Origin of the sequence: Hydrogenophaga laconesensis, assembly GCF_031457235.1 — a bacterium.
Taxonomy (GTDB): domain Bacteria; phylum Pseudomonadota; class Gammaproteobacteria; order Burkholderiales; family Burkholderiaceae_C; genus Hydrogenophaga; species Hydrogenophaga laconesensis.
This window is the reverse complement of record NZ_JAVDWE010000009.1, coordinates 201,356-226,913: the sequence shown is the minus strand read 5'-3', so window position 1 is coordinate 226,913 and position 25,558 is coordinate 201,356. Positions and strand designations below refer to the sequence as shown.

The window sequence follows — 25,558 nt, the reverse complement described above, 5'->3', positions numbered from 1 at the left end:
TGCTGCCTTGGAACATCGCGCTCGACGGACTGTAGGCTGCCCTGCGCACATCGTTGCGACTCCAAGTGCAAGGGCGTGGTTCATAGACGGCTTACAATGCAACGAGAGGGACGAAAGGCGGAGCAGGAGGCGTGGCTTTAGCTGCAGTAGGCCGCTACTGTGCTTGTAGACGGATAGTCGCTCCACCTCCCGTTCTCATGTAGCGCAAGTCCAGACGGGATCCACAGAGATACCTCAGCCTTTGACGAGCTCCATCAGTCTTCCGAAGTTGTCTACGACGTCGTACTTAACCATCTCCGGGGCGAATCGGAGGTTGATGTCATCGAAAAACTTGCGCGCGCACTTGATCTTGGTTTTCTCTATCTCCCGCAACTCCATGCTGGACATCGAGCCCTTGGTTTCGGCCACGAAGTAGCTTTTCGAAACTCTCCTGGCTGAATCTCCAATAGCTACCGGTAGGTGGGCCATCGATTACTCGTCCGGAAGGACATCTAATTGGATACAGCCCAGCATCGTAGCGATTTCGAGCTGCCAAGTCGCTTGATGCCCAAGGACCTCGCGGATCGTTGTCAGGGTTCTTGTAACGAGCAATCATTTCTTCGGTCTGCGGAAGCAACCGTGGCGTCCAAGAGGCGCCGTTCTTTGCGTAGACTAGGACGTAATCGTGATCTTCCGAGAACCAACGTGCGCTGTTCTTAGGGGAGAACACTTTCTGCCAAATGACTTGAGCGACGAAATTGTCTTCGCCGAACACCTCGCTTGCGACCTTTCGCAGGTTGTCCACTTCGTTGTCGTCGATGGAAATGAAAATCGCGCCATCGTCCTTCAAGAGGTTGCGTGCCAGCCGAAGCCTGGCGTAAATCATGCTGAGCCAGTCCGAATGGAAGCGCCCATTGGCTTCGGTGTTCGCCACAAGGCGGCGGCCGGATTCGTCCACCTGCCCCGTGGCCAACCGGTAGCCCTCAACATCTGAGCTGTAGTCGTCGTCGTAGATAAAGTCGCGCCCTGTGTTGTACGGTGGGTCGATGTAGATCAGTTTGACCTTGCCAAGGTATGTCTCCTGCAGCAGCTTGAGCGCCTCCAAATTGTCACCTTCGATGAACAGGTTCTTAGTCGAATCGAAGTCAACGCTATCTTCTCGGCACGGGCGCAACGTTTTTGCGATCGGTGCGTTGGCTGTCAACAAGGCTTCGCGTTTTCCCGGCCAACTCAGTTGGTAGCGTTCCTGGGGCCCCTCGACAAGCGACTCGGCAAGCTCTTGCCGCAGTTGGTCGAAATCCACCGCCAGCTTTACGCCTCCATCTTGGCTTCTTGTCTCCGTCACACAGCCCGGAAACATCTGGCGCAAGCGGTCGATGTTGCCTTGTGTGAGGTTGGGCGAGTGCATCTGTAGTTTGTTCATTGGTTCAATTCGTGTCTTTGGGGTCATTCTTCAGCTCGGCGAACTTGGCTGCCATAGTGGGGTTGCCCCGGGTCAGTTTCTTAATGGTCACATCCTGCGCTTTGTCGTTGGCCACGTCTTCCAGCTTCTCGGGGGCGCTCCAGATCTGGTCGAACAGGCTGAGGTAGGTGGCAGCGAAGGCGGGCTCGTCCATCTTGTTGACGAGGTTGGACACCGCGTTGCCTCGCTGGTAGCCCAAGTCCACCGCCGTGAAGCCGTGGAGCGGCATGTAGGCGGTGTCGCTGCCATGGGTTGGTGCGGACGCCTGCACCACGGCGAAGGGCTGCATGGGTGCTTTGGTGCGGTTGCTCTTGAACCGGGCCTTACGGCGCATCCAGTCGGCGCATTCTTTGGCGATTGCGCGCTGGGTCAGCTTGTTGCGCAACTGAATCTCGAACTCGCTGCCGTACAGGCTGCGTTCGCGGTCAAGCTTGGGGACGGGGGCCTACCACGCCAAGGCATGTCATGCAGCAGTAGCCAGCCGCAACGCTCAAGCCATCTTTCCTTCGCGCAAGAACGCTCGGGCGTGGATGAGCAGCCAGACCGGTGCGGCCTGCGACATGTCATCGGCTTCAGTCGCGGTGTCACCGTGATCCCGGCGATCACCGCTCACGACAAGTCCTCCCGTTACAGCTTTGGTGTCTTGCCCTGGCTTTGGAGCTTGCGAACCGCCTCCGCCTTCAACTGCTCCACCCATTGGACTGACCTGCGATTTGCGGTAACCATGCCGCCTTGATCCACCAACCAGGCTTCGAAACTTCGGACCGGCTCGCTTCCCCATTCGTAGCGCAGAACGGTGCCGCACTTTGAAACATCCCGTGATGCGCCCAACGCCTCGCGAAAGACATCCTGGCGAGCGTATTGCTCAAGCACCTTGACCGCATTCGGCGGAAGCAAGGTCCCCATGGCATTCGTCGAAGGCACCCTCTGGCCGCTGCGCTCCTTCACCACGGTGCACTGGGCCTTGCCTTCCTCGTCCCAGTGCACGACGGCACCGCCTCCTGGGCGCGGAACCGACCGAACGTTGAAGGGGCCGTGCTTCGCCGTCAATGCAGACAGCATCTGCTCAGCGCTCGGTGGCTGCGTCGGACCCACTCGGCGAACGACGGCCAACACGCGCGGCTCGGATGGTGGGCCGGCGAACCACACGCCGATGCCCGCATCCGCTGTGCGAAACCCCATTTGATCCAGGAACTCCGGCGTCTTCAGGTCGTTGACGCCATCGAAGTACGGAAAGTAGGCCACAGAGCGGCTCGTCATCTTCGCGCCCGGATCAAAGGCCTGGATGGCCTTGACGACTTCGGCCTCGGTCATGCCGATGCGCACGCCGGCGATGTCCATCTTGGCCAATGGCGTGGTGGTTTGAGCGACGAGGGGCGCGGACCAGGCAAGCACTACGGCCAACAGCACGGAACGGCCCAACACAGCTTTTTTCATGCACATCTCCAACTGAAAAATCCTTCTCTGGATGGTGATGCGTTGCGAACAGCATTTCGTCTCTCAAATAGGGTAGAAACCAGGTATGGAGTTCTCCGCATTCCATGAATCCCGCCTATCAGGGCTCATTGCGCATCTCTACGATGCGGCGATGGACCCTGCCTTGTGGCCTGGAACTGCATTGCGAATCGCACAGGCACTCGGTTCAACCAGCACCGTGGTCAAACTGCACGGCGATGGCGGCCAGGTGAGCTTGCTGGAATGCACCAGCAACCTGCTGGTGTCTGAACGGGATCAGGAGTGGGCCGATGACTGGCACCGCCGCGACCTGTGGGTGGAGCGCTCCGTGGCCTACGGCATGTCGCGTGTCATCACCGACGAGGACTTGGTGACAAAGAAGGAGCAAGCGCGCAGCGGCTTCTATCAGGAATGGCTGCCTCACCTGGACATCCACCACATGCTTGGGGCGGTATTCCCCGCAGCTCAAGGTGCGGTCGGCGTGTTGGGCATCCATCGCCCTCGTGGCGCTGGGGCTTACACCGAGCAGGAGCGCCGGCAGGCGGCGCTGGTTTTGCCGCACTTGCAACGCGCACTCCGGCTCGGCCAACACCTGTCCACCCTCACCCAGCAGCATGCTGTGGCCCTGCAGGCGCTCGACCGGTTCGATACAGGTGTCTTGGTGGTAGATGGCAACTGTCGCGTTCTCCAATCAAGCGCCATGGCCGAAGCCTTGTTGCGCGAGAACCCGGAGTTCACTGTGGTCGGCGGGCGGTTTTCGCTTTCCCAGCCCACGCTTCGCGAGAGGTTGCAGTCACTGGTGCGCACCGCGATGGGCACCGCGAGGGGCGGGACGGGAAAGCCCGGGTCTGTTCTCCTGATACCACGGCATCGGCAGATGCCGCTGACGCTGGAAGTCGCACCGTTGCGTCCAACCGCGCTCGGCTTTGGTGAGGCGCGGCCTGCTGTGTTGGTCTTCCTCCGCGATCCCGAAGCTCCGATTGCGGTGGCGCGACTGAGAGAGCTTTTTGGGTTGACGCGCACGGAGGCTGCCGTCGCTGCCGCCCTGGTGCGGGGCCAGTCGCTGGAAGAGATAGCGACGGCAATGCACATTGGCCTTGGAACGGTGCGCACACACCTCAAGCGCATCCTCTCCAAGACTGGAACGCATCGGCAGGCCCAGGCCGTGGCATTGCTGGCTCGATGCATCGCGACGTCTGTGCCCCACTGAATCCGTCACGGAAAAGGTGAACTGGGATGGTGGTTTTCAGTCGAACCAAAAGAATTTCAATCACATATCACGGTACCGAGAGCTCCTGAAAGCCCTCACGCTGGCGCAGTCGCCCAGCGTCTTGTTTCACGCAAGGAGTCATCGTGTTCCCATACCCCTCAACCCTTGAGACGTTGATCGCATTTGGCGTCGTCTTCGTGCTCGGCCTTCTGTGGTCGCGCATTCACCACAAGCTGTACGGTTGCTGCTCCGTTGCACCCATCTCCAAGGGGATGGCGGCATGAGGAGCTTGTATCTGCCGTGCTGTCCTCACTGCCACAGCGCCAATGTGATTTCGATGAACCGCGGCCGCAAAAGCGCCGTCATGCTCGGTGGTTTGGCTGGAGGCATCTCCAGCGCAGCCAGTGTCTGGCATGGTGCACGCCTAGGGGCCGCCGTGGGATCCGTCGCTGGTCCTACGGGATCACTCCTCAGCGCGGTTGCCGGCGCAGTGCTTGCAGCCCTGGCTGGAAGCGCTGCAGGCTGCGCGGCGGGCGCCGTGGTCGGCGATCTGATCGACTACAAGGTCCTGAACAACTACCAATGTCTGGACTGCGACTACCGGTTCAGTCGGGCCTCGACACCAGTGCCGCAGGGGAGTTCATCCGAGGTCGCTCGAAAACCCGGACGGGAGTCTCCGCATCCGCAAGATGGCCTGCAGTCAACCCAGGCATCTCACGCCTTCGAAGCCGTGCACTTCCCCATGGACGATGACGAAGAGCCGTACGGTTTCTACAGGCCTTTTCCTCACCATTTTCAGCACAACGCATTCGGCACTGCCGATCACGGCTGACCTGCGCTGATTTTCCTTCTTGTCCTTTCCCTCGTGCATGACAAGCCCGGCCTCGACCGGGCCTTTTTATGCCCGCATTTTTCTGGAGTTCACCATGCACCTCGTGCAAACCATGGCCTATGTCAACGCAACCCCCTGGCATGGCCTGGGAAATCAACTGGCCCCCAATCAACCGATCGAAGTCTGGGCACGCAGCGCCGGCATGGACTGGCGCATCGAAGAATCCGAAGTCCGCTACGTCACTAGCCACAGCTCCGACACCAGAGGACTCGGTGCAATCCACGCCTTCCCACAGCAGAAGGTGCTGTATCGCTCGGACACCAAGGCGCCCTTGTCGGTGGTTTCCAACCGATTTGAGGTGGTTCAGCCTGCCGCGGTGCTCGAATTTTTCCGCGACCTGACCGAGGTTGGTGGCTATGAACTGGAGACTGCCGGCGTGCTCAAGGAAGGCCGCAAACTTTGGGCACTGGCCCGCACCGGCCAGAGCGCATCGCTTAAGGGCAAGGATCAGGTCAACGGCTATCTTCTTGAAGTCCTTGCGGCGGACCATCCCCACACCGCATTTGGGCGAGCTCTCATCCCAGTCCAGGTTGCAGTTGTGAAACCGCCCTTGGCCTTTGGTGATCTTGTCGCGCCAGTACTCGCCGATGCGCTGAGCAAGCCACTTGTGCTGCTGCACTTTTGAGCCATTGAAGTACAGCACCATGTGAACATGAAACCCGCCGGGGTCGGAGCACTCGATCCTCCAGGCATAGCCAACGAAATGCTTGAAGAGGGACTGTTTCCCCTTCCTGCTCGCGAGAAAACGAGTCAGGTCGCCTTTTACTTCTGGCAGATCAACCAGCAAGCGAGGGCCGTGCTCTGGAACCAGATCGGCACCAGCAAAATAGGCGGCTTCTTCTGAAGCTCGCCGCATTTGCTCGTTTGTCAAAAACTCTTCCAATTGCGCCGGATTCAGCCAAAACTTTCCATGGTGAACATCAAGGCGAATCACCATCAGGCTCTCATGGCGATCCAACAATACTGCCAATTGGTCATCCAGGCTTTCCCTGTTTTTTCTGTATCGACTGTCCCAGTCCCGAATCTTGCTCTTCAGTTTGATTTCCTTTGCTCTTTTCCTTATTTTTTCGACGAAGTCGTCGAATACCTCCCAAGCATAACGACCGTCATTTAACTTGTCTCTGCCTCCGCAAAGATCCAGTTCACTGATGGTGTGCTTCCTGTATTCGTCAAGAAATAACTGACAAGCAGGATGCAGGAAATACCCTGTCGCAAAATAGCCGGCATAACTTGGTAGCTTCTCAAAGTAACCGCCGAGTTTGCTCACACGCATACAGCCGGTTATTCTGCACTTTGTGGGGAGGTAATATTTCTCCTTGGTTGACAAGACCATATCGATAAAGTCTGCAAGTTGCCCGATGTGTGCAAATCTTCCTTCCAAGATATACCCTCTCGGCATATTGGCGCCATCAGGAAGGTGTATTGGTCCATGATTCTCAATTTTGACCATTTCATTGGTTGCTGTGATTTTCATGATTGTAGTATTCAATGGAGTCGCCAGATGGTCTGCAAAGTGAGCTGAGTGCCAAGGCATGTGTATTGAGAAATGTTCTTTGTTTACGCTTGCGCATCTATCTCTCGCTCTTCTATTATCTATATCACTAAAAACCGATATGGAGAATAGCGATTTAATGCAACTGATGCGGAGGATTTTTGACTGAATTCGATGATTTCCCCGGGAAATGTTTCTTGAGACAAACATCCCTACTAATTCCCGCAAGTGACGGGGGCACCCCAAGCCTCTGCCAAGAGGACAAGGGGATAGAAGAACTCACCACGCAATACTCGGCGCAGGTGGTACGCAGAGCAGCTGCACATAGTCGGTTTTCCCGCTGCCGGTGATCCAGGCCTTGCGGTCGTCCACGAGCAGGGGCAGAGCTTTTTCTACCCGTTGTGCCGTTAGCCCCATGTTCGGGGCGAAGCGTCGAAGGGCAGCGCGCTCAAAACTAGTGACACCGGTGTTTACCGCTGTCTGCACAAGCTTCTGGTGGAGAAGCAGAGCATCGCGTTCAGTACGACTCAACGTCGGCGCTATGTACGTCAGGCCCCGAAAGGCGTCCAGGCTCATTTGACACAGGGCGTCCGCCGAGATCACCGATTCGAGTGAGATTTCGTTGTCGACGCCGTTCTCGAACACCTCGATAGAGCCGGAGAACCGCAGCACGCGTTCCGGATGGCGACTCCGGTAGGCTGCAGGGCAGGCATCCAACGACGGCGTCGAAGAATAGGCTCCATCGGCGATCAGGGCTTCCATGTAGGACTTGGCCTCACGCGAGAGCCGCATGAGCGGTAACGGTGCAGGCTTGCCCAACGCATTCCGTGCAACGGCGTGGAGGTGGAGATCGGCTTTTTGCCACCAGGGTTGCTTCAGCTCCGGTGGGAGCGTCAGCAGAGCCCGGTTTCCCCCCAATAACGGCTCGAGAGCCCTCGAGAACAGCATACGGTTCGTTGTCCCGGCACCAGATGTGCTCGTTTTCAACAACCACTGAGGAGTGACGTAGTCGGGCTGAAGGCCGAGGTACAGTACCACGCGATAGTTGTGAAGATGAATCCGTCCGGTGCTCACGCGCGAGTGCCGCAGGGGTGCGCCGTCGAGCGCGGTGGCCAGCGTGGGCGCCGCTTGTTTGAACATCTGCATCAGGTTGCCGGCATCATCTGAGAACAGGGCCGCGAACCGCCAATTGTTCAGGTGATCTATGAGCGATTCGCGTGTCGCGTCCCCGATGAAAAAGTCGGGATCCTGATCACCTCCGGTTGCGTGCGCGGCCATGAATTGCTCGAAGACTTCCACCAACTCCCGGAAGATCGCCGACTTGCCTGAATTAGAAACGCCGACGGTGAACCCACTTGCGCCGATGTTGATGCGTTGGCCGTTAGGCCACTCGGCGTCTGCCTGCCCTTGTGTCAGCAGGGAGACGAAGGCGGCGACCTGCACGGCGATCATCTCGACTGACGCGCCGGCGCGGGCAAAGTGTCTGACGATTCCCCAGAAAAGCCCGTCCCCCTCTCGTACGAAGGCTGGCAAAGACGGGTTGTGGAGAGCGAATGGGGCACGATCTCTGGTTTCGAACTGTTCCCCACGATTCGAATACGGTAGCCAGTAGCTCATTTCGCGCCTCCATCTGTGGAGACTTGGCTGCGCGCCTCAAGCCAGCTCACCAGAGAGGAGTAGAGCCAAACCACCCGCCGTGCACTGACGCGAATGGGCTTCGGGAAATTGGGGTCAAAATTCTTGGAATCGGGGCGCATCAACGAGTAGAACGAAGAGCGTCCCATGCCGAGGACTGCCGCAGCCTCATGGGCGGGCACCGCCCTCTCTTGCGCCGGCAAGAAGTTAAAAAATTGGCTTCTAGAGCCACCATCTGTGCGCATGTTTTGTCCTTAGAAATCCTCCGCAAACACCCTATGTGCTGCTTCGAGGAACCCGGACTTTGGCGAGGTTGCAGGGGTTTCAGCCAACTCCTGCAACTGGTTGCGCAACGTGGCTCAGAGGCCTTTTTTCAACTTTCGCTCCATCATGGTTCGCGAGCAGTCAAAGACCAACTCGAGTTCTTTCCACGCCTTGGGGCCATCTGGCTTCCCGAGGCGCTCTCGCCACTTCCGCAATTCCTTGAGAATGGCATCCGTCCACTCCCCCTTCTTTCTGAAGGGTTTGAGTGTGTGCCCATCGGATGAAAACGTTCTCAGAAATGAGTCCTGTGATACCAACCGTTTTAGTTCCGAGTTTGGAAACCAAGCAGCAACGTCCTGAGATCCGTCAGCCGGGTCTTCCGACGGGTCTTCCGACGGGTCTTCCGACGGGGCTGTCAACGGGTCTGTAGGCTTCTCTTCTACAACTTCGAAGCCCAACTTGCGCAGGTGCTGCGCGACCTCGTCGCGCGCAACTAGGGTGTCAAAACCTAGATCTGATACTTGAGCGTGGTGTTTGTTGACTGCAAGGAGTGCACCCGCACGTATCGCTTGAGACAGTGAATTGAGGTGCTCATTTGCCAACTCATGCATAGCGCCGACCTCCCGATACAAGTCGTATGCAGTTGGTATGGATGGAAGCCAGTCGGGCCGCTCTGTGAGGGGCAGAGCCATGTATTTCATCAGAAAGGTCTGCTTGTCGTTCTCGGTCATTTTTCCATGAATCTGTGGCAGCCTTTCGAACACGGCTTCGAGTTGCTCCAAGTCTTTGCTCGTAAGATCTTTCGGGCACCAAGGCTCATCGTGAGTACCAATCGCGACGAGTTTCTTCTGAATCAGCTCCACGCCTTTGGCGCTTCGACGGTCGGGCTGAATGGCCGCTGCGATGCGCAAAGCCACGTGACGCACGGGGAGCCATTCTCCCGGTGCGAGTCGTACCATTTTTTTGCTGTGTGCCATTTCCATTTCGTGGAGTCGCTCAATCGGAAGTTTTGCGGAGGCTTGGTGCTGTCTGATCATCTGAACTGATCGCAGCTGCCAAGCCTCTTCTTCAGTCTGACGCGCTGTGGCAGGTATAGGTTCTTCGTCGCCGCTCACCCTTACTAGTCAAGCGCATTTTCCTTGAATCTGCACCACGTTACTTGCCATGCGAGCATCAAGGAAGTCAGACCAAGCTTGCATCAATTTGGCTCGTGGCTGCAGATACAGGGCATGGTTGTATGACGCGCTCACCTGATTACGTTCTTGATGCGCAAGCTGTAACTCGATGTGCTCGTGTGGCCAGCCTTGCTCGTGCAGGAGCGTCGATGCAATCCCTCTGAATCCATGGCCAGTCATCCTGCCGGCGTAACCCATGCGATCCAAGGCGCCCAAGATCGTGTTGTTGCTCATAGGCTTTTCATGATCCCGTTCACCGGGAAAGAGTAGGGCGCTGTGCCCGGTGAGCGTATGGAGGCTTCGCAGCAGGGTGACGGCTTGGGTGGACAAGGGCACGATGTGTGGGCTCTTCATCTTCATGCGCTCAGCCGGAATGTCCCAACGCGCAGCGTCTAAATCAAACTCGGCCCATCTTGCTCCAATCAGTTCTTTGGTGCGAACGAAAGTCATTGCCATCAGTTTGATGGCAACGCGTGTGATCATGCTGCCGTTGTAAACATCGATCTTTCGCAGCAGATGTGGCAGCTCCTTCGCATCCACACGGGCGTAGTTTTCCTTTTTGCGGGAAGCTAGTACGTCGCTAGGTCGAATGTCTACGGCAGGATTGCGCCGGGCGACGCCATGCGCTATGGCATAACGGAATATCTGCGAGCAGGTCTGCAGCGCCCTTTTGGCGATATCTAAGGCGCCACGCTCTTCGATCTTCTTCATCATCGCTACGAGCTCTGGCGCCTCGATTTCTGAAACAGGGCGCGCACCGATAGCGGGGAAAATGTCCGCCTCCAGACGACGCCAAACATACATCGTGTGGCTCTCGCTGCGGGCGGCTTTCCAGCCCTCCCACCATTTTTTTGCGACGGCGGCAAAGGTGTCTTCGATCGCCAAGCGGCGGGCGATCTTTTCGGCCTTGCGACGAGCCATCGGGTCGGTTCCAGCCGCTAGCATCTTGCGAGCCCCATCCACCTTGTCTCGGGCCTGGGCGAGGCTCACGTCTGGGTATGTGCCCAATGCCATCAGCTTCTGTTTGCCATCAAAGCGGTATGCCCACCGCCACAGCTTGGAACCACTTGGTGTCACATGGAGCTGCAGGCCGCGCCCATCGGAGAGTTTGTAGAGCGTCTCTTTGGGCTTGCTGATTCTGACGGCGGTGTCGGTAAGGGCCACGATTTTCCTGCTGGTATGAGCGATACCAACACGGTAGCACCTCAATACCCAAAACCATACCAACAGAAACTTGTGGCTGTCAACGCACGCTTTTGGACGTCCGCAAACAAAAAAGCCCCGTAACGCTAGTGTTTACGGGGCTTTTAGGGGTGTATCCAGGACGCTTGTGGACGTCTTTGGACTGATTGCTGGCGGAGAGGGCGGGATTCGAACCCGCGGTGGGGATTAGCCCACACACGCTTTCCAGGCGTGCGACTTAAACCGCTCATCCACCTCTCCGCGAAGCCTGCGATTGTAGCAGGCTGAAATGGGGCTCAGGCGTTCTTGCCTGCGCCCACCATCTTCATGGCGGACGTGATGAGGGTGGAGACCTCGGTCATGTTGCTGGGCACGATCAGCGTGGTGGTGGCGTCTGCCGCCACCTTGCCGTAGGCGTCGACCGCCTTTTCGGCCACCTTGAGCTGCACCGCCTCCTGGCCACCGGGTTGGCGGATGGCTTCGGCCACTTTACGGATGGCTTCCGCAGTGGCTTCGGCGACGGCGAGGATGGCGGCGGCTTCGCCTTGGGCGTTGTTGATTTCGGCTTGCTTTTCACCTTCGGAACGCGCAATGAACGCCTCGCGTTCGCCCGTGGCGATGTTAATCTGTTCCTGGCGGCGGCCTTCGGATGCGGCGATCAGGGCGCGCTTCTCGCGCTCAGCAGTGATCTGGGCCTGCATGGCGCGCAGGATTTCGGCCGGTGGCGTGAGGTCCTTGATTTCATAGCGCAGCACCTTAACACCCCAGTTCAAGGCGGCTTCGTCGATGGCGGACACCACCTGTGCGTTGATCATGTCGCGTTCTTCGAAGGTCTTGTCGAGCTCCAGTTTGCCGATGACCGAACGCAGCGAGGTCTGGGCGAGCTGGGTGACGGCGACGATGTAGTTGGACGAGCCGTAACTCGCGCGCATGGGGTCGGTCACCTGGAAGTACAGAATGCCGTCGACCTGCAGTTGGGTGTTGTCGCGCGTGATGCAGACCTGGCTGGGCACGTCCAGCGGAATTTCCTTCAGGCTGTGCTTGTAGGCCACCTTGTCGATGAAGGGCACGAGGAAGTTGAGACCGGGTGCCAGCGAAGAGTGGTACTTGCCCAGCCGTTCGACCACCCAGGCGTTCTGTTGGGGGACGACTTTGATGGCACGCACGACAAAGATGCCGGCGATGACGATCAGGATGAGAGCAATTTCCATGGGGTGCCTATGACATCAGATGGGTTGGAGGAGGGGCGAGGGTAGCGCATGCGGCCTCAGACCTTGTCGACGAGCAGGCGGTTCCCCACCAGTTCGGCCACGCGGTAGGCGCCTGGTGTGGGCATGTTCCCCGGGCGCTGGATGACGGTCCATTGCGCGCCCCTGTACTTCACGCTGGCGGTGCCGTCCGCGTGCCACTCGTCGATCTGCACGATTTCGCCGATGTCGAGATTGACGCTGCGCATGGCCCGGACTGAAGGATCGCCGGCCCGGCGTTTCCTGAGGACATAGCAGGCCACCACGGCGGCGGACCCCACCACGGCGGCCGTGACCAGTTGTCCGGTCAGGCCAGCGCCGGCGTGGGCCGCGAGTGCGCCAGCTGCGATGCCGACGGCCAGCATGAGCAGGTAGAAGGTGCCGGTGAAGAGTTCGAGGGCGACCGCAGCGCCGGCCAGCAGCCACCACCAGGTTGAATCGGACAACATGAATACTCCTGACTACAAAACAGCGGGAACCCCTGCAGTCTCCGAGGGTCCAGCCAGCGTCAATGTCTGGCATGCGCCACATTCTGCGACAAAAGACTCGCGCGATCCGCGGGGCGCCACACGATTTCCGTACACTTCGCGCCTGCTTTGCCACCGATGGCGCCCACGCCCCGGTACCCTTCCCCTGTAGCCGGCTTGATACGGCTGGAGATTCACATGAAATTCCGTTTTCCCATCGTCATCATCGATGAGGACTTCCGTTCCGAGAACACCTCGGGTCTGGGTATCCGTGCGCTGGCGCAGGCCATCGAGGTCGAGGGCTTCGAAGTCGTCGGTGTCACGAGCTATGGCGACATGAGCCAGTTCGCACAGCAGCAGAGCCGGGCCAGCGCGTTCATTCTGTCGATCGACGACGAGGAGTTCAGTCTGGGCGAGGACATTGACCCGGTGGTGCTGAACCTGCGCAACTTCATCGACGAGGTGCGGCGCAAGAACGCGGACGTGCCGATCTACATCTACGGCGAGACCAAGACCAGCCGCCACCTGCCCAACGACATCCTGCGCGAGCTGCACGGTTTCATCCACATGTTCGAAGACACGCCGGAGTTCGTGGCGCGTCACATCATCCGCGAGGCCAAGAGCTACCTCGAAGGCATCCAGCCGCCGTTCTTCAAGGCCTTGCTCGACTACGCGGAAGATGGCTCCTACTCCTGGCACTGCCCGGGCCACTCGGGTGGCGTGGCGTTCCTCAAGAGCCCGGTGGGTCAGATGTTCCACCAGTTCTTCGGTGAAAACATGCTGCGCGCCGACGTGTGCAACGCGGTGGAGGAACTGGGCCAGCTGCTGGACCACAACGGCGCGATCGGCGCGAGCGAGCGCAACGCTGCGCGCATTTTCAACGCCGATCACTGCTTCTTCGTCACCAACGGCACGTCCACCTCCAACAAGATGGTGTGGCACCACACCGTGGCGCCTGGCGACGTGGTGGTGGTGGATCGCAACTGCCACAAGTCGATCCTGCACAGTATCATCATGACGGGCGCGATTCCCGTCTTCCTGAAGCCGACGCGCAACCATTACGGCATCATCGGCCCGATTCCGCAGAGTGAGTTCGAGATTGACGCGATCCAGGCCAAGATCCGCGCCAACCCGCTGCTGTCCGGCGTGGACGCCCAGACGGTGAAACCCCGCGTGCTGACGCTCACGCAGTCCACCTACGACGGGGTGCTTTACAACACCGAAGCTATCAAGCAGATGCTGGACGGCTACGTGGCCAACCTGCATTTCGATGAAGCCTGGCTGCCGCACGCCGCCTTCCACCCGTTCTACGGCAACTTCCACGCCATGGGCAAGAAGCGCACCCGACCCATGGAATCGGTGGTGTACGCAACGCAGTCGATCCACAAACTGCTGGCCGGCATCAGCCAGGCCAGCCATGTGCTGGTGCAGGACTCGCAGAACGTCAAGCTGGATCGGCACCTGTTCAACGAGTCGTATCTGATGCACACCAGCACCAGCCCGCAGTACGCGATCATCGCGAGCTGCGACGTGGCCGCCGCCATGATGGAGCCGCCCGGGGGCCGTGCGCTGGTCGAAGAGAGCATCTTCGAAGCGCTCGATTTCCGGCGCGCCATGCGCAAGGTGGAGGCCGAATTCGGTGATGACGACTGGTGGTTCAAGGTCTGGGGCCCCGACGACCTGGCCGACGAGGGCATGGGCGAAACCGGCGACTGGGTGCTCAAGCAGAAAGACGTGTCCCTCAATGGGAAGGACTGGCACGGCTTTGGCGACATGGCGCCGGGCTTCAACATGCTGGACCCGATCAAGGCCACCATCGTCACGCCGGGCCTGAACCTGGATGGGCGCTTCGAAGCCAATGGCATTCCCGCCTCCATCGTCACCAAGTTCCTGGCCGAACATGGTGTGGTGGTGGAGAAGACGGGTCTGTACAGCTTCTTCATCATGTTCACCATCGGCATCACCAAGGGCCGCTGGAACACGCTGCTGACCGCGCTGCAGCAGTTCAAGGACGACTACGCCAAGAACCAGCCGATGTGGCGCATCCTGCCGGAGTTCTGCCAGAAGCATCCTCGCTATGAGCAGATGGGCCTGCGCGACCTGTGCCAGCACGTGCACGAGCTCTATGCACGCTACGACATCGCGCGGCTGACCACCGAGATGTACCTGAGCGACCTGACGCCGGCGATGAAGCCGTCGGACGCGTTTGCCCACATCGCGCAGCGCACCACCGAGCGGGTGCCGATCGATGATCTGGAAGGCCGCATCACGACCAGCCTGGTGACGCCGTACCCGCCGGGTATTCCGCTGCTGATCCCGGGTGAGGTGTTCAACAAGAAGATCGTGGACTACCTCAAGTTCGCACGCGAGTTCAACCTGCAGTGCCCGGGCTTCGAGACCGACATCCACGGCCTTGTGGAAGTGGTGGGCGACGACGGTCGCAAGCACTTCTTCGCTGACTGCGTGAAGGCCTGAGGCCTTCGCGCCCCCGCCTCAGCGCGGTGCGTCGGGACGCACCCGCAGAAAGCTGGCGAAGCGTGGCACACCCTTGGCGCTGACACCCCGGAAGCGGTAGGTCACCCACGCGCCGAGGGCCGGTGGTTGCTCGCGCTGGGCATCCGTGAAGCCCGTGCCCAGGCGAAAGCGCACGCCCTCGGGCGTTTCCACCTGCAGGGCGCCCATGCGCCCGGCGTGCCGTCCTAGGCCCGGCACGTGTCCGACCACACGGGCTTCGGCGTCCTCATGGGTTTTCACCTTGAGCAGGTCGTCGTTGCGCACCGCGCGGTAGGGCGCATCGCCCCGGTGGAGCATCAGCCCTTCACCGCCTTCCTTCACCATGCGGTCGAGCTGGGCCATCAAGGCCGCGTGGCTGGCCACACGCTCCTGCGGCACGGCCCGCACCCAGGGCTGGTCGATGCGCGAGACGAGCCCGTGGTACGCGGCAATGCGGTCGGTGAATGGTCCGGGATGGGCGGGCAGGTCGAACACCATGAAGCGGATGCGGCGCCACGCCTCGTCGTTCGGCGTCTGCTGGCGCACAGTGGACATGGCTTCCTCGAAACGGCCTCGGCCCGCCCAGAGCTCGCCATCCATGGGTTCGGCAGGCCAACCCGCCGTGAACCAGGCGGGCACGGCGAGGGCGTCGCCCCCGCGCGTGCGCAGGCGTTGCCCGTCCCAGTACGCGCGCAGGCCGTCGTACTTTTCGCTGAGCCAATAGGCGTTGACGGGGATGCCGGGGCGGTAGACCCCCGCGAGCATGAGTGCAGGCGGCGGCGCGCCGGTGGCCGAGCGCACCGGCCAGGCCGCAAGCACCAGGGCCGCGCCGAGTCCGGTGAACAGTGCGCGGCGCTGCAGGCCGGGGGCGCTCAGAGCATTGCCTGGCTGTCGCGGCTCACGCCCGTGGTCTGGGCGTAGCCGCCGTCCACGTAGGTGATTTCGGCCGAGACGCCGGAGGCCAGGTCGGACAGGAGGAAGGCCGCGACGTTGCCGACTTCCTCGATGGTGATGTTGCGGCGGATGGGCGCGGCGGAGGCCACCAGGTTGAGGAGCTTGCCGAAGTCCTTGATGCCGCTGGCCGCCAGCGTCTTGATCGGGCCGGCGCTGATGCCGTTGACGCGCATGCCCTTGGGACCGAGCGATTCGGCCAGATAGCGCACCGATGCCTCGAGACTGGCCTTGGCCAGGCCCATGGTGTTGTAGTTGGGCACGGCCCGGATGGCGCCCATGTAGCTCAACGTGAGCAGCGACGCCTTGTCGTTGAGGTAGGGCAGGGCCGCCTTGGCCATGCCGGGGAAGCTGTAGGCGCTGATGTCGTGCGCGATGCGGAACGCCTCGCGGGACAGGCCTTCGAGGAAGTCACCGGTGATGGCCTCGCGCGGTGCAAAACCGATGCTGTGGACGAAGCCGTCGAATTTGGGCCAGGTTTGCGAGAGGTCGGCAAACATCTTGTCGATCTGCGCATCGTCGCTCACGTCGCAGTCGAAGATGAGCCTGGAATTGAAGTCGGCCGCGAACTCGGTGATGCGGTCCTTGAAACGATCACCAACGTAGCTGAACGCCAGCTCGGCGCCCTGTTGGTGGCAGGCTTTGGCAATGCCGTAGGCGATGGACCGGTTGGACAGCACGCCCGTGATCAGCAGTTTCTTGCCAGCGAGAAAACCCATTTTTCAGTCTCCAGAGAAAAATCCTTCAGAATTGTCTCATGCACGTCATCCTCCCCCGTTCTCACAGCCGCCTGCGGGCGCTGTGTGCGGCCATGGTGATGGTGGCATGGAGCACGTCTGGCTGGGCGGCCCACGGGTATGCGCTGTGGGGGGATCTCAAATACGCCGAGGGCTTCTCCCACTTCGACTATGTGAATCCCGAGGCACCCAAAGGCGGGGAGTTGCGGCTGGTGAGCAACCAGCGCCTCTCCACTTTTGACAAATACAACCCCTTCACGCTCAAGGGCTCGCCCCCCGCCTACCTGATCGACTTGTTGTTCGAGCCGCTGCTGGCGGCCCCGATGGACGAGACGGCATCGGGCTACGGTTTGCTGGCGCTGGACGTGGACGTCGCGCCAGATCGGTTGAGCGTTACCTTCCGGCTGCGCCCCGAGGCGCGGTTTCACGATGGCAGCCCGGTGGAGGCGGCCGACGTCAAACACAGTTTCGATACCTTGCGCAGTGCGCAGGCTGCACCGCAGTACGCCAGCGTGCTGGCAGACGTGAAGTCCCTCGAGGTGGTGGACCGGCTCACCGTGCGCTTCCGTTTCCTGCAGCCGAACCAGGAATTGCCTCTGACGGTGGGCTCCATTCCCGTGTTCAGCCGGAAGTGGGGCATGGTGGATGGCAAGCCCAAGCCCTTCGACCAGATCGTGACCGACACGCCGCTGGGCAGCGGACCTTACAAGATTGGCCCGGTGCGTTTCGGCCGCGACATCACCTACGTGCGCGACCCCAACTACTGGGGCAGGAACCTGCCGGTGCGCAAGGGCACAAGCAACTTTGATCGCATCACAGTGCGCATCTACAAGGACAACACGGCGCGGCTTGAAGCATTGAAGGCAGGCGAGTTTGACTTCATGAGCTTTTACTCCGCTGGCGATTGGGCGCGCCGCGTGACGGGCCGCCGTTTCGACCGTGGTGAACTCATCAAGCAGGAGTTCCCGCACCAGCAGCCCTCGGGTTTCCAGAGCTACTTTCTGAACACGCGCCGCCCGCAACTGGCCGACCCGAGGGTGCGCGAGGCGCTGGGCCTGGCGGTGGACTACGACTGGATGAACCGGCAACTGTTCTATAACGGCTATCCGCGTGTGCACGGCCTGTTCGGCAACACCGCATGCGAGGCGAAGGGGCTACCATCGGCGGCTGAGACGGCCTTGCTGGAACGCTGGCGCGGCAAGATTCCGGATGCAGCGTTCGGCGCCATGTATGAACCGCCTACCACGGTGGGAGAGGGTGAGTCGCTGCGCAACAACCTGCGCCGCGCACGGGATCTGCTGTCCGCCGCAGGCTGGACGTATCGCGACGGTGCATTGCGCAACGCCCAGGGGCAGGCCATGGTACTGACCTACCTGGACAGCCGGGAGGGCGGCATTCGCACGCTCGGCCCCTGGATCGCCAATCTGCGCAAGCTGGGTATCGTGCTCCGGTTCACGTCTGTGGACTACGCGCTTTACCAACAGCGCATGGATCGTTACGACTTCGACATCATGACGATGAACGCCCAGGGCACGCACAACCCTGGCCAGGAATTGATGGACATGTTCGGCAGCAAGGCTGCGGACACCGAGGGCGCGTTCAATTTCAGTGGCGTGAAGAGCCCGGCGGTGGACGATCTGTTGCGGCGCATCGTGAGCGCAGGCACGCGCGACGACCTGCTCACAGCCTGCCGTGCGCTGGATCGTGTGATCATGCACAGCCACTACCTGATCCCCCAGTGGACCATGACCGCGCACCGTCTGGTCTACAACGCCTGGCTCACGCAGCACAAATCCCCCATGCCGCCCTACGCCCGGGCAGAGCAGTGGGCCATGGGAACCTGGTGGGCCACACCCTTGCAGCTGGAAGGGCGCAAACCGTGACGGTCTACATCCTGCGCCGGTTGTTGCTCATGATTCCCACGCTGATCGGTGTGGTGGTTCTGACCTTCGTCGTGATCCAGTTTGTGCCGGGCGGGCCAGTTGAGCAGTACATCATGGAGTCGCGCGCGGGCGCGGTGGGCATGGGCGGCGAAGCCGGTGGGGGAACCAGCGCCTACCGCGGTTCACAAGGGGTTGACCCGAAGCGCCTCGAGGAAATCAAGGCGCTCTATGGGTTCGACAAGCCGCCGTTGGAGCGATTGGCGCAGATGCTGGGCCGGTTCGCCCGCTTCGATCTGGGCAACAGCTTTTTCCAGAACAAGTCGGTGTGGGATCTGATCGTCGAGAAGCTTCCCGTGTCGATCAGCCTGGGGCTGTGGACCTTCCTGATCAGTTATGGCGTGGCGGTGCCACTGGGGGTGGCCAAGGCGGTGCGCGCCGGCACAAGATTCGACCTGGTCACAACCCTGTTCGTACTGGTGGGCTACGCCATTCCCGGCTTTGTTCTTGGTGTTGCCCTTCTGGTGGTGTTCGGCGGGCAGCTGCAGTGGTTTCCCTTGCGGGGCCTCACGTCGGCCAATTGGGATGAGCTGAGTTGGGGTGCTCGCATCGTCGACTACCTCTGGCACATCACACTGCCGGTGACCGCCATGGTGCTGGGCAGTTTTGCCGTCACGGCCATGCTGACCAAGAACGCATTTCTTGAGGAGATCCGCAAGCAGTACGTGATGACCGCACGGGCCAAAGGCCTCGGCGAACGACAGGTGCTCTGGAAGCACGTCATGCGTAACGCGCTCATTCCCATCGTTACCGGCTTCCCCGCCGCATTCATAGGCGCCTTTTTCACGGGGGCGTTGCTGATCGAAACGCTTTTCTCTCTGGACGGCCTGGGTTTGCTGAGCTACGAGAGTGTGATCCGGCGCGACTATCCGGTCGTGATGGGCACGTTGTTCTTCTTCACCCTGATCGCCCTGGTCACCAAGCTGATCTCTGATCTTTGCTACGTGTGGGTGGACCCGCGCGTGAAGTTCGACTGATGGCGGCCGCTTCTCTCAGCCCCGGCCGGCGTGCCTGGCGCCGCTTTAAGCGCAACCGGTTGGGCTACTGGAGCCTGGTGATCTTCTGCGTGCTGGTGGTGGCCAGCCTGTTTGCGGAAGTCCTCTCCAACGACCGGCCGTTGGTGGTGCGCTACGAAGGCAAGACGTACTTTCCCATCCTGCAGGATCACCCGGAGACGGTGTTCGGCGGCGACTTCGAGTCGCCCACCGACTATCTCGACCCCTTCATCCGCGAACAGATCACCCGGGGCGACAACTGGGCGCTGTACGCACCGAATCCGTATGGTTCGCAGACCATCAACTACTTCGCGGAACAACCCAACCCATCGGCACCGACCCGAGCCAATTGGTTGGGCACCGACGACCGGGGGCGGGATCTGCTTGCGCAGCTGATCTACGGGTTTCGGGTGAGTGTTCTGTTTGCGCTGGCGCTCACCGCCATCGGGGTGGTGCTGGGTGTCATCACGGGCGCCATTCAGGGCTTTTTCGGTGGCAAGACCGACCTGGCCTTCCAGCGTTTCATCGAGATCTGGAGTTCCATGCCCGAGCTCTACCTTTTGATCATCTTCGCCGCCGTGTTCTCGCCCAGCGTGGGCCTGCTGCTGGTGCTGCTGAGCCTGTTCGGCTGGATGGGCCTGTCGGACTATGTGCGCGCCGAATTCCTGCGCAACCGCCAGCTGGACTACGTGCGTGCCGCACGAGCGATGGGGTTGTCCAACTGGCAGATCATGTGGCGCCACATCCTGCCCAACAGCCTGACGCCCGTGGTGACTTTTCTTCCATTCCGGATGAGCGCGGCCATCCTGGCGCTGACTTCGCTCGATTTTCTCGGGCTCGGGGTGCCGCCAGGTACCCCATCGCTGGGTGAGTTGCTCAACCAGGGCAAGACCAGCATCGACGCATGGTGGATCTCGCTCTCCACCTTCGCCGTCCTGGTGATCACGCTGCTGTTGCTCACGTTCATGGGCGACGCGCTGCGCGACGCGCTCGATCCGAGGAAGCAGGATGTCTGAGGCCTTGCTCGATGTGAAGAACCTGCGGGTGGCCTTTGCCGGCCAGCCGGTGGTGCATGGCATCGATTTTTCGATCGCGCCGGGGGAAAAGCTGGCGCTGGTGGGCGAGTCGGGTTCGGGCAAGACCGTATCGGCGCTGTCCCTGCTGCGGCTGGTGGTCAACGCCGAGGTCACAGGCCAGGCGCTGCTGGGCGGTCGAGACCTGCTGGCCCTGACCGAGCGCGAACTGCGTGGTGTGCGCGGCGGCGACGTGGCAGTGATCTTCCAGGAGCCCATGACCGCGCTGAATCCGCTCTACAGCGTGGGCAACCAGATCGCCGAGGTGCTCCAGCTCAAGCGCGGCCTGACCGCCCGGCAGGCGTCTGCCGGCGTGGTGGAGTTGCTGGCGTCCACCGGCATTCCCGAACCTGCGCGCCGCGCCAGGGCATACCCTCATCAGCTCAGTGGTGGGCAGCGCCAGCGCGCCATGATTGCCATGGCGCTGGCGAGCCAGCCCAGGCTGCTGATCGCCGACGAACCCACCACCGCGCTCGATGTCAGCCTGCGCGTCCAGATCCTGGACCTGTTGTCCGACCTGCAGCGACAGCATGGCATGGCGGTGCTCCTCATCACACACGACCTCAACCTCGTGCGCCGCTTCGCCGATCGCGTGGCGGTGATGGAGCGCGGGCATCTGGTGGAGCAGGGCGCGGTGACCCGGGTTTTTGAGGCGCCAGAGCACCGCTATACCCGCAAGCTGCTGGAGAGCCGGCCGGAACGGGATGTGGCCGAACCCGCGGCTCCTGGAGAAATGGCGACCGTCATGAAGGCCGAAGGATTGCGCGTGACCTATCCGGTGAGCCTTCCCGGCTTCAAGGGTTGGTTCAGAAAGGGCGAATTCGTGGCCGTGCAGGGCGTGGACATGACCATCGTGCCAGCCCAGACGCTGGGCATCATCGGCGAGTCCGGCTCAGGCAAGTCCACTCTGGCGCTCGCCGCGCTGGGCCTGATGCCGCACCAGGGCCGGCTGGAGGTGGCAGGCACCGATTGGGCTCAGGCCCGCAAGGCCGGGCGCGACAGGGCGCTTCGGCAGCGCGTCCAGGTCGTCTTCCAGGACCCTTTCTCATCGCTCTCACCCCGCATGACAGTGGAGCAGATCGTGGGAGAAGGCCTCCAGGTTCACCAGCCCCACCTCACGGCCGCCCAGCGGCGCGACCGCGTGGTGGCGGCGCTGGCCGACGTGGGTCTGATCAACGACACCGGCAGTGGCGCTGATTGGCTGCAGCGCTACCCGCATGAGTTCTCCGGCGGCCAGCGACAGCGCCTGGCGATCGCGCGCGCGCTCATCGTCGATCCGCAGTTGCTGGTGCTGGACGAGCCCACCAGTGCACTCGACGTGACGGTTCAGAAGCAGGTTCTGGCATTGCTGCAGCGGCTGCAACGCGAACGGGGACTGAGCTATCTGCTGATCACCCATGACGTGGACGTGATTCGCGCCATGGCCCACGAGGTCGTCGTGATGAAAGACGGTGCGGTGGTCGAAGCCGGTGCGGTGGACCGGGTGCTGCGGGCGCCCGAGCACCCGTACACCCGAATGCTGGTGCAGGCGGCCGCGTGAATCGATGGCGTTTGATCTGCGTCAGTGCGGCTGCCCGGTCTGGGCGCTAAAAAGCCCGCATGGGCGTCGAGCGCACCGCAATCCCTCCCGTCAACCTGTATTCGCCTCTGCGCTGGCTCGCCAGGGGCTGGACCGATCTGCGCCGCAACCCCCTGCCGGGCCTGTTTCATGGCCTGCTCATCACCGCATTCGGCGCCGCGCTCCTCTGGACGGTGGGTGACCGCTTCTGGTTGCTGGCCGGCGCGTTTTCCGGTTTTCTCATCGTGGCGCCCGTTCTGGCGACGGGGCTTTATGAGGTCAGTCGCCATCTGGCGCGCGGCCAGCGGATCGGCTTGCCCAAGGTGTGGCGGCTCTGGCGATCGGGCGATACCAGGCTCGTCCGATTCGGTTTGTTGCTGGCGTTGGCTGGCACCGGCTGGGTGCTGACCTCGGCAGCGCTGATCACACTGTGGTCTCCTGATCCCATACGGAACCCGCTGGATTTTCTGCACCACGTCGTGCTGGTGCGCCGGGTCGGCCTGTTCGAGGCCTGGCTGGTGCTCGGCGCGCTGCTGGCAGCCCCGGTGTTTGCATCCACCGTGGTGGCGCTGCCGATGTTGGTGGACCAGCCTGTGTCGGTCCGTACCGCCGTGTTCCGGAGTTGGCGGGCGGTGTCCGCGCACCCCGGCCCGGCCACGCTCTGGGCGGTGCTGATCGCGTTGCTGGCTGGTCTGGGCATGGCGTCACTGCTGCTGGGTCTGGTCGTGCTGATTCCTCTGATCGGCCATGCCAGCTGGCATGCCTACCGCGACCTGACAGGCGGGGACGGGCAGGGCTGAGCCATGGAATCGACCGTCCTGGGCTTCACCGAGGGCCAGATTGCCCATTTCGGGCTGACTTTCGGTGTGGGCGCGTTCATTCTCTACATGCTCTTCATCGTGCTGAACCTGGCCCGTGAATCCAGAGCCGGGAAATTTGGTACTTTCGTTCTGTTTCTTGTGCTGTCATTCGGCATGTTGGGGTTTCTGGCCAAGAACCTGATTCAGTGGGTGCTAGGCATGTAGCACGGTTGCCAGTGCGAGCCAGTAAGCGTTACAATACTGGCTTCACGACCAGATGGGCGGGTAACTACCGGCCCTTTTTTTTTGGCCGAACGCTTTTCGCCCTACGGATACTCCCCAGGGCAGGAATCTGGGCAGACACCACACGCAATGGCTTGGCAAGACACCGTAGAACAGACCGTTACCGGGTTCGGTTTTGAGCTGGTGGAGCTTGAACGCTCCGCCGGCGGTCTGCTGCGCGTCACCATCGACTGGCCGTGGCAGGTGCCCGAAGAAGGCCAGCCCATGCCCGCCGAACGCTTTGTGACGGTGGAGGATTGCGAGAAGGTCACGCGGCAGTTGCAGTACCTGCTGGAAGTTGAAGGACTGGAATACCGGCGGCTCGAAGTGGGTTCGCCGGGCATCGACCGCCCGCTCAAGCGCGAGATCGACTACGTGCGCTTCGAGGGGCAGGTGGTGGATCTGACCTTGAAGGCGCCGATTGGTGTCACAGGTACCGATGTGGCGGCCAACCGCAAGAAGTTTCGCGGCACGCTGGAGCGCGCCGCCGATGGTGTTCAGTGGCAGGTGGTCTGGAGCGATGCGCCGGAACCCAAGCCTGGCCAGCGTGTGAGCAAGAAGCGCGTGCCGGCACCGCTGCAGGCGCTGGCATTTTCGCTGGCCGACGTCCAGCAGGCGCGGCTTGCGCCGATCGTGAATTTCAAGGGCCGCCAGGCCCCGGGCGCAGCCGCTGCGCCCAGTGAGGAATGAGAGAAAACGTTGTGATTACGGACAAGCTATTCGGAAAGGTGGGCGAGTGAAATGAACCGCGAAATGTTGATGCTGATCGATGCGATCTCACGCGAGAAGAACGTCGAGCGCGACGTGGTGCTGGGTGCCGTGGAACTCGCGTTGGCCTCCGCCACCAAGAAACTCTACAAGGGCGATGTGGACATCCGCGTCGCCATGGATCCGGATACCGGCGCCTACGAAACCTTCCGCCGCTGGCTGGTCGTGCCCGATGAGGCTGGCCTTCAGAACCCCGATGCCGAAGAGATGCTCAGCGACGCACGCGAAGAGCTGGCCGACATCGAGGAGGGCGACTACATCGAGAAGCCGGTGGAGAGCGTGCCGATCGGCCGCATCGGTGCCATGGCGGCCAAGCAGGTGATCCTCCAGAAGATCCGCGACGCCGAGCGCGAGATGCTGCTCAACGATTTCATGTCGCGTGGCGACAAGATCTTCGTCGGTACCGTCAAGCGCATGGACAAGGGTGATCTGATCGTCGAGAGCGGCCGTGTCGAAGGCCGCCTCAAGCGTGGCGAGATGATCCCCAAGGAGAACTTCCGCACGGGCGATCGTGTGCGCGCCATGATCATGGAAGTCGATCTCACGCTGCGGGGCGCCCCCATCCTGCTGTCGCGCTCGGCACCGTCCTTCATGATCGAGCTCTTCCGCCAGGAAGTGCCCGAGATCGAGCAAGGTCTGCTCGAGATCAAGTCCTGCGCCCGGGACCCGGGCTCGCGCGCCAAGATCGCGGTGCACAGCTTCGACAAGCGCATCGACCCCATCGGCACCTGTGTCGGCGTGCGCGGCTCGCGCGTCAATGGCGTGACCAATGAGCTCGCTGGCGAGCGCGTGGACATCGTTCTGTGGTCGGAAGATCCTGCGCAATTCGTCATCGGCGCGCTGGCGCCGGCCAACGTGGTTTCCATCGTGGTGGACGAAGAACGTCACGCCATGGACGTGGTGGTCGACGAAGAGAACCTCGCCATCGCCATCGGCCGTGGGGGGCAGAACGTGCGCCTGGCCTCGGAATTGACCGGCTGGCGCATCAACATCATGACGGCCGACGAGTCGGCGCAGAAGCAGGCCGAAGAGGCCGACGGCATCCGCAAGGTGTTCATGGCCAAGCTGGACGTGGACCAGGAAATCGCCGACATCCTGATCGAGGAAGGCTTCACCAGCCTCGAGGAAGTGGCCTATGTGCCGCTGCAGGAAATGCTTGAGATCGAGGCCTTCGACGAAGACACCGTCAACGAGCTGCGCACGCGCGCCAAGGACGCTCTGCTGACGATGGAAATCGCCCGCGAGGAGAGCGTCGAGGAAGTCTCGCAGAACCTGCGAGACCTGGCTGGCGTCACCCCTGAACTGATTGCAAAGTTGGCCGACAGCGGTGTGCATACCCGCGACGAACTGGCCGACCTCGCAACCGACGAACTCACCGACATCACCGGCCAGACGCCTGAAGAGGCCACGGCGCTGATCATGCTGGCACGCGCTCACTGGTTCACCGGTGACGAAGCGCAATCCACCAACTGACCAGCGGAGGCCCGAGCGGAGAAGAGAA

24 protein-coding genes, 1 tRNA gene and 1 pseudogene are annotated in these 25,558 nt (G+C 61.3%); 13 read left to right on the top strand and 13 right to left on the bottom strand.

Annotation, left to right across the window (positions count from 1 at the left end):
• Positions 1 to 234 precede the first annotated feature (234 nt).
• The 4 genes from J2X09_RS16985 to J2X09_RS16965 form a co-directional block, all read right to left on the bottom strand.
• On the bottom strand, positions 235 to 378 hold the full coding sequence (locus tag J2X09_RS16985) for a hypothetical protein (protein WP_310308835.1): 144 nt from the start codon (positions 376 to 378) through the stop codon (positions 235 to 237).
• Positions 320 to 1,402 (bottom strand): site-specific DNA-methyltransferase, encoded by a 1,083-nt coding sequence (locus J2X09_RS16980; RefSeq protein WP_310308833.1) that lies wholly within the window; start codon positions 1,400 to 1,402, stop codon positions 320 to 322. Before J2X09_RS16980 ends, J2X09_RS16985 begins: the two co-directional genes overlap by 59 nt.
• Before the next feature lie 4 nt (positions 1,403 to 1,406).
• Entirely contained in the window at positions 1,407 to 1,826 is a 420-nt protein-coding gene (locus J2X09_RS16975) for a phospholipase D-like domain-containing protein (protein WP_310308842.1), read from the bottom strand.
• A 242-nt stretch (positions 1,827 to 2,068) separates the two neighbouring features.
• Complete coding sequence (locus J2X09_RS16965; RefSeq protein ID WP_204731111.1) at positions 2,069 to 2,878, bottom strand: hypothetical protein; 810 nt, start codon at positions 2,876 to 2,878, stop codon at positions 2,069 to 2,071.
• 85 nt (positions 2,879 to 2,963) lie between these two features.
• Here J2X09_RS16965 and J2X09_RS16960 point away from each other — a divergent pair, with 85 nt between their 5' ends.
• From J2X09_RS16960 to J2X09_RS27175, 4 genes and pseudogenes are all read left to right on the top strand, one after another.
• Complete coding sequence (locus J2X09_RS16960) at positions 2,964 to 4,106, top strand: helix-turn-helix transcriptional regulator (protein ID WP_204731112.1); 1,143 nt, start codon at positions 2,964 to 2,966, stop codon at positions 4,104 to 4,106.
• Positions 4,107 to 4,443: 337 nt separating this feature from the next.
• Positions 4,444 to 4,938 (top strand): hypothetical protein, encoded by a 495-nt coding sequence (locus J2X09_RS27180; protein ID WP_445352004.1) that lies wholly within the window; start codon positions 4,444 to 4,446, stop codon positions 4,936 to 4,938.
• 94 nt (positions 4,939 to 5,032) lie between these two features.
• Positions 5,033 to 5,485 (top strand): annotated as a pseudogene (locus J2X09_RS16955) (TIGR03299 family phage/plasmid-derived protein); the annotation flags it as partial.
• Between the two features lie 165 nt (positions 5,486 to 5,650).
• Positions 5,651 to 5,842 (top strand): hypothetical protein, encoded by a 192-nt coding sequence (locus J2X09_RS27175; protein ID WP_445352003.1) that lies wholly within the window; start codon positions 5,651 to 5,653, stop codon positions 5,840 to 5,842.
• Positions 5,843 to 6,769: 927 nt separating this feature from the next.
• On the opposite strand, the gene J2X09_RS16945 is transcribed toward J2X09_RS27175, so the two are convergent.
• The 7 genes from J2X09_RS16945 to J2X09_RS16915 all read right to left on the bottom strand — a co-directional run bounded on the left by J2X09_RS16945 (position 6,770) and on the right by J2X09_RS16915 (position 12,439).
• Positions 6,770 to 8,107, bottom strand: a complete 1,338-nt coding sequence (locus J2X09_RS16945) for a DUF3987 domain-containing protein (RefSeq protein WP_204731113.1) — start codon at positions 8,105 to 8,107, stop codon at positions 6,770 to 6,772.
• Positions 8,104 to 8,370 (bottom strand): helix-turn-helix transcriptional regulator, encoded by a 267-nt coding sequence (locus J2X09_RS16940; RefSeq protein ID WP_204731114.1) that lies wholly within the window; start codon positions 8,368 to 8,370, stop codon positions 8,104 to 8,106. The genes J2X09_RS16945 and J2X09_RS16940 overlap by 4 nt, the downstream gene beginning before the upstream one ends.
• Before the next feature lie 114 nt (positions 8,371 to 8,484).
• Positions 8,485 to 9,504 (bottom strand): hypothetical protein, encoded by a 1,020-nt coding sequence (locus J2X09_RS16935; RefSeq protein ID WP_310308831.1) that lies wholly within the window; start codon positions 9,502 to 9,504, stop codon positions 8,485 to 8,487.
• A 9-nt stretch (positions 9,505 to 9,513) separates the two neighbouring features.
• Complete coding sequence (locus J2X09_RS16930) at positions 9,514 to 10,728, bottom strand: tyrosine-type recombinase/integrase (RefSeq protein WP_204731116.1); 1,215 nt, start codon at positions 10,726 to 10,728, stop codon at positions 9,514 to 9,516.
• Between the two features lie 189 nt (positions 10,729 to 10,917).
• Positions 10,918 to 11,007: transfer RNA gene (locus tag J2X09_RS16925), tRNA-Ser, on the bottom strand.
• Between the two features lie 35 nt (positions 11,008 to 11,042).
• Positions 11,043 to 11,957 carry an SPFH domain-containing protein gene (locus tag J2X09_RS16920; RefSeq protein ID WP_204731117.1) on the bottom strand — a complete coding sequence of 305 codons (915 nt, stop codon included), beginning with the start codon at positions 11,955 to 11,957 and terminating at the stop codon, positions 11,043 to 11,045.
• 56 nt (positions 11,958 to 12,013) lie between these two features.
• Complete coding sequence (locus J2X09_RS16915) at positions 12,014 to 12,439, bottom strand: NfeD family protein (protein ID WP_204731901.1); 426 nt, start codon at positions 12,437 to 12,439, stop codon at positions 12,014 to 12,016.
• A gap of 219 nt (positions 12,440 to 12,658) precedes the next feature.
• Here J2X09_RS16915 and J2X09_RS16910 point away from each other — a divergent pair, with 219 nt between their 5' ends.
• The gene (locus J2X09_RS16910) at positions 12,659 to 14,935 is read left to right on the top strand and encodes an Orn/Lys/Arg family decarboxylase (RefSeq protein ID WP_204731118.1); all 2,277 of its coding nucleotides are present in this window, start codon (positions 12,659 to 12,661) and stop codon (positions 14,933 to 14,935) included.
• 18 nt (positions 14,936 to 14,953) lie between these two features.
• On the opposite strand, the gene J2X09_RS16905 is transcribed toward J2X09_RS16910, so the two are convergent.
• Together J2X09_RS16905 and fabI are read right to left on the bottom strand one after the other, a co-directional pair.
• Positions 14,954 to 15,772 (bottom strand): DNA ligase, encoded by an 819-nt coding sequence (locus J2X09_RS16905; RefSeq protein WP_310308829.1) that lies wholly within the window; start codon positions 15,770 to 15,772, stop codon positions 14,954 to 14,956.
• A gap of 53 nt (positions 15,773 to 15,825) precedes the next feature.
• Positions 15,826 to 16,623 carry an enoyl-ACP reductase FabI gene (gene fabI / locus J2X09_RS16900; protein WP_204731119.1) on the bottom strand — a complete coding sequence of 266 codons (798 nt, stop codon included), beginning with the start codon at positions 16,621 to 16,623 and terminating at the stop codon, positions 15,826 to 15,828.
• Between the two features lie 38 nt (positions 16,624 to 16,661).
• On the opposite strand from fabI, the gene J2X09_RS16895 reads away from it, so the two are divergent.
• From J2X09_RS16895 to nusA, 8 genes are all read left to right on the top strand, one after another.
• A complete protein-coding gene (locus tag J2X09_RS16895) occupies positions 16,662 to 18,524 on the top strand; it encodes an extracellular solute-binding protein (RefSeq protein ID WP_374726513.1) in 1,863 nt (620 codons plus the stop codon).
• Positions 18,521 to 19,558, top strand: a complete 1,038-nt coding sequence (locus J2X09_RS16890; protein ID WP_204731120.1) for a microcin C ABC transporter permease YejB — start codon at positions 18,521 to 18,523, stop codon at positions 19,556 to 19,558. Before J2X09_RS16895 ends, J2X09_RS16890 begins: the two co-directional genes overlap by 4 nt.
• Complete coding sequence (locus J2X09_RS16885; protein WP_204731121.1) at positions 19,558 to 20,592, top strand: ABC transporter permease; 1,035 nt, start codon at positions 19,558 to 19,560, stop codon at positions 20,590 to 20,592. The genes J2X09_RS16890 and J2X09_RS16885 overlap by 1 nt, the downstream gene beginning before the upstream one ends.
• Positions 20,585 to 22,189 carry an ABC transporter ATP-binding protein gene (locus J2X09_RS16880; protein WP_204731122.1) on the top strand — a complete coding sequence of 535 codons (1,605 nt, stop codon included), beginning with the start codon at positions 20,585 to 20,587 and terminating at the stop codon, positions 22,187 to 22,189. Before J2X09_RS16885 ends, J2X09_RS16880 begins: the two co-directional genes overlap by 8 nt.
• Positions 22,190 to 22,248: 59 nt before the next feature.
• A complete protein-coding gene (locus J2X09_RS16875; protein ID WP_204731123.1) occupies positions 22,249 to 23,007 on the top strand; it encodes a DUF2189 domain-containing protein in 759 nt (252 codons plus the stop codon).
• A 3-nt stretch (positions 23,008 to 23,010) separates the two neighbouring features.
• A complete protein-coding gene (locus tag J2X09_RS16870) occupies positions 23,011 to 23,232 on the top strand; it encodes a DUF2788 domain-containing protein (protein ID WP_204731124.1) in 222 nt (73 codons plus the stop codon).
• 147 nt (positions 23,233 to 23,379) lie between these two features.
• A complete protein-coding gene (gene rimP, locus J2X09_RS16865; RefSeq protein ID WP_204731125.1) occupies positions 23,380 to 23,979 on the top strand; it encodes a ribosome maturation factor RimP in 600 nt (199 codons plus the stop codon).
• A 51-nt stretch (positions 23,980 to 24,030) separates the two neighbouring features.
• Positions 24,031 to 25,530, top strand: a complete 1,500-nt coding sequence (nusA, locus tag J2X09_RS16860) for a transcription termination factor NusA (RefSeq protein WP_204731126.1) — start codon at positions 24,031 to 24,033, stop codon at positions 25,528 to 25,530.
• The last annotated feature ends 28 nt before the right edge of the window (positions 25,531 to 25,558 follow it).